Here is a 4078-nt window from a genome sequence, read left to right on the forward strand (position 1 = left end):
AAATTATATTATCATTATTTAGTAGATGGTTGTTTTGTTTTGCGGAAAGCGAGGTGAGATCATGTACATTTCCATGCAGTGCTCTGACAATAGCGGAATGCTGAATACTGAGATAACTACATTTTATGGGATAAGATATGTTCCAAGATTCCGTTCAGCAGTGATCTCCACTGAGCACATGAATCATGACTATGTGATCCCCATGACGCCCCAGGACTACGAGGCAGCAGTCAAACAGATTAATGATGCCATGAAGGCCCACGCTACCATGATAGTTATTGAGAAGGGAATTGTTTGCCGTGGACGAAAGGGCGAGATCAGAAATGTTGAGCCTCAGAAGCTGACCATAGTAGCCGTTTAAAAACGTAAAAATAATTTGGTAATTGGAGAGCTCCAGACCTAGTCTGGGGCTCTTTTTGGTACAAATCGGTTATTTAACTATTGACAACGCTTTGTGGCTGTCATAATGTAATTATGTAATTGAAAAAATATTTCGAAAGGAGGTAACACAATGTCAGGAATTAAGATGAGAAATAACGAACTACTACATGGAAATATTGTGGTTACCTCGCTGGAGTTTGCCTGATATAGGTATGCTTTTGTATTAGCAGCGTGGTTTCCACATGTGGAGATCACGCTATTTTTATATCTGCAGATATTGCGCGCAGTGCAGGGATAATTTAGCGGTAGGATCTCCATAGGATTTCCTATCGTTATTTTTTTACGCAGAAGACATCTATTGTTTTAGCTTTGAGAGGACGTGATAAGTTTGAAAAAGTATATTATTGGAAACTGGTGGAGATATCTGATCGGCGGTATATGCCTGGTGTGCAGTACCCTGGTGGACATTCTCGTACCATTTATAACTCTTTCCATGGTGGACGACGTTATCGTGGGAAGAAATATGGATATATTCAGAAGGGATATCCTTTTGTATATTGCAGCAGGACTTGGAAGAGCTCTTTTCCAGTTTGTAAAAGAGTTCCTCTGCGACATGTCAGGTTGCCGCGTTGCATCCGGGCTTCGCAAGGATATGATGAAGCACATCTTTTCCCTTCACAGAGGATATTTTGACAAGACCAACACCGGCGAGCTGATGGCAAGGGTCAAGGACGATGCAGGAAGTGTCTGGGACCTTACGGGCTTTGTTGGGATGCTGATGACGGAAGCTACAGTTTACTTCTTTGGAGTAATTGTGTGCATGCTGACGCTTAACTGGAAGCTGTCTATCGTGCCCCTGGTATTTATGCCGCCTCTGGCTTTCATAGCTCTTTTCCTGGAAAAGAAACTTGATAAGGATTACGACGATATCAGTGAAAAGAATGCGGCCCTCACCAAGGTTGTTGAAGAAAACATATCAGGTGTAAGGACAGTTAAGGCATTTTCTGCTGAGAGCAGTGAGCTTAAAAAGTTTGATGAAAAGAATATAGCTTATGCAGATGCCAACAAGAAGTTCGCTAAAGACCTGGCTGATACAGATCCGCTGCTTGCAGTTATCCCTAAGATCATGCAGACATTCGTGGTTGCTATTGGCGGATATGCGGCAATTAAAGGAAGTATCACCTATGGAACTCTGGTTGCCTTCGTTTCATATTCCATAAGCATCGTGTGGCCAATTGAGAATCTTGGATGGATGCTGTCTCTGATATCACAGGGGCTTGCAGGATACAAGAAAATTAAAAAGGTTATGAAGACTGAGGCGCAGATCACAGATCCTGTGGCCAAGAACGAAGAGGCCTTTGATGACAAGGCAGCAGGAGAGATTTCTTTTGACAATGTGACCTTCACCATGGATGGAAAAAAGATCTTAAAGGATGTATCCTTTACAATCCCTAAGGGCAACACCCTTGGTATCATGGGAGCTACAGGCGCTGGTAAGAGCACCATTGTAAACTTAATTGAGAGGTTCTATGACACATCAGAAGGATCCATAAGGATCGAGGGCAAGGACATCAAGAAGATGCCACTTTGCGATGTAAGGGCCTTTTCATCAGTGGTAACCCAGGATGTATTTCTTTTCTCAGACACCATCACTGAAAATGTAAGGCTTGGCAGCAAAGAGAGCATGGACGAGAGAACTGTTAAGGCTGCCATAAAGAGTGCTCACGCCCAGGAGTTTGTGGAGAAGATAACCGACAGCTACGACGCTGTTATCGGTGAGAGGGGAATCGGACTATCAGGTGGTCAGAAGCAGAGGCTTTCAATAGCAAGGGCACTGGCCAAGAAGGCAAATCTCCTTATCCTTGACGATTCCACTTCAGCCCTTGATATGGAGACTGAGGCTGCGATCCAGGCAGAGCTTCGGGAAAAGAAAGACATGAGTAAGATCATCATCGGCCACAGGATTTCATCTGTTAAGGATGCCGACGAGATCATAGTTCTGGAAAATGGCGCGGTAAAAGAAAGAGGAACCCACGCTGAGCTCATTGAAAAGAGAGGTCTCTACTACAGCACCTACGAGGCTCAGTATGGCGACTATCGCAACGCCATGGCTATATAAAAGGAGGTGCATAAAATGGCTATTAATAGCACCAGAGAAGATGAAGAATTAAAGGAGAGTTTGAAGCTGGACGTCCTTAAAAGACTCCTTTCAAACCTTCTGGAATACAGAGGAAAGATCGTTATCGTTACGCTGCTGATCCTTGTGACGGTGGCAATTTCAACGGCTTATCCTCTTCTTATAGAAAAGATAATAGACGACGAGATCATTAAAGGAAACATCACAGGGCTCTTTGCCATGGCAGGTGTCATGATGGGCCTTGCACTTTTAAGCTACATCGCCACCAGAGTATGGAGGCGCATGATGGCTGAGATCTCCAACAACATGATCATGAACATCAGAAGAAAGCTCTACATCCACATTCAGGAGCTGGGGGTTGATTTTTTTGACCAGAGACCTTCAGGCAAGATCCTTGCAAGAGTTACAGGAGATGTAAATGCACTTAAAGAAGTTCTTTCAAGCACAGTTACAAACCTGGTGCCAGAGGCTGTAAGCCTTGCGGTGATCCTTACTATCATGATAGTCAAGAGCCCGGTACTGTCTCTTTCAGCGGCAGTTGCAGTTCCAATCATCATGTGCGGCTTGTATTTCTGTGAAATCCTGGCCCACAAGAGATGGCAGAAGTGGAAAAAGAAAGACTCCAACATGACAGCTTTTATCCACGAGGGAATTGAGGGCGTGTCCATCATCCAGAGCTTTAATGCCGAAAAAGAGGCAGAAAGGGAGTTTAACGGTATCGTTGACGAAGTTATACATGCCTTCAGGTCAGCGGTTGTGATAACAGACCTATACAGTCCTACCATTGAGGTGGCTGGCGGCCTTGGAACAGCAACCTTGTACTACCTTGCTGTTACCAGGCTTGGAGTGACTCAGGAGTCCATTGGTACTCTTTCAGCTTACGTTCTGTACCTTGGCATGTTCTTTAGCCCCATCAGGAACCTGGCAAACTACTACAACAAGCTGATCACTAACCTTTCTTCAGCTGAGAGAGTTTACGAGATCATGGATATGGAACCGCTGGTAAAGGATAGAACTAAGGCTGTGGACATTCCGGAAATTGAAGGAAATGTTGAGTTCGACCATGTGACCTTTGCTTATCCTGATGAGCCTGATGTGGACATTTTGCACGACGTTTCATTTAAGGCAAAGAAAGGGGAGACCATTGCTCTTGTGGGACCAACTGGCGCAGGTAAGACCACTATTGTGAGCCTTATAAGCCGCTTCTACAATACTAAGAGCGGAAGGGTACTTGTTGACGGATATGATATCAGTAAGGTTACGATCCAGTCACTTAGAAGTCAGTTAGGAATCATGACCCAGGACAACTATCTCTTTTCCGGAACCATAAGAGACAACATCAAGTATGGACGCCCTGACGCCACAGATGAAGAGATGCTGTCAGCTGCCAAAGCTGTTCACGCACATGACTTCATTGAAAAGATGGAGAAGGGGTACGACACGGTGATAACTGAGAGGGGCGGAGGACTTTCAAATGGACAGAGGCAGCTTATCGCCTTTGCGAGAACTCTTTTAACTGACCCTAAGATCCTGATCCTTGATGAAGCCACATCCAGCATC

At 44.7% G+C, this 4078-nt stretch carries 3 protein-coding genes; all 3 read left to right on the forward strand.

The window, feature by feature from the left end; genetic code table 11:
* Positions 1-61 precede the first annotated feature (61 nt).
* Positions 62-361, forward strand: coding sequence for a hypothetical protein (locus tag J6I68_RS13820; protein WP_292221180.1), 300 nt, complete (start codon positions 62-64; stop codon positions 359-361).
* Between the two features lie 408 nt (positions 362-769).
* Positions 770-2500: an ABC transporter ATP-binding protein gene (locus tag J6I68_RS13825; protein ID WP_292221181.1), complete on the forward strand. Its 1731-nt coding sequence runs from the start codon at positions 770-772 to the stop codon at positions 2498-2500.
* A 15-nt stretch (positions 2501-2515) separates the two neighbouring features.
* The coding region (locus J6I68_RS13830) for an ABC transporter ATP-binding protein (protein WP_292221182.1) at positions 2516-4078 on the forward strand (1563 nt) is incomplete at its 3' end.

This window comes from Butyrivibrio sp. (genome assembly GCF_017940685.1).
GTDB lineage: Bacteria > Bacillota > Clostridia > Lachnospirales > Lachnospiraceae > Butyrivibrio.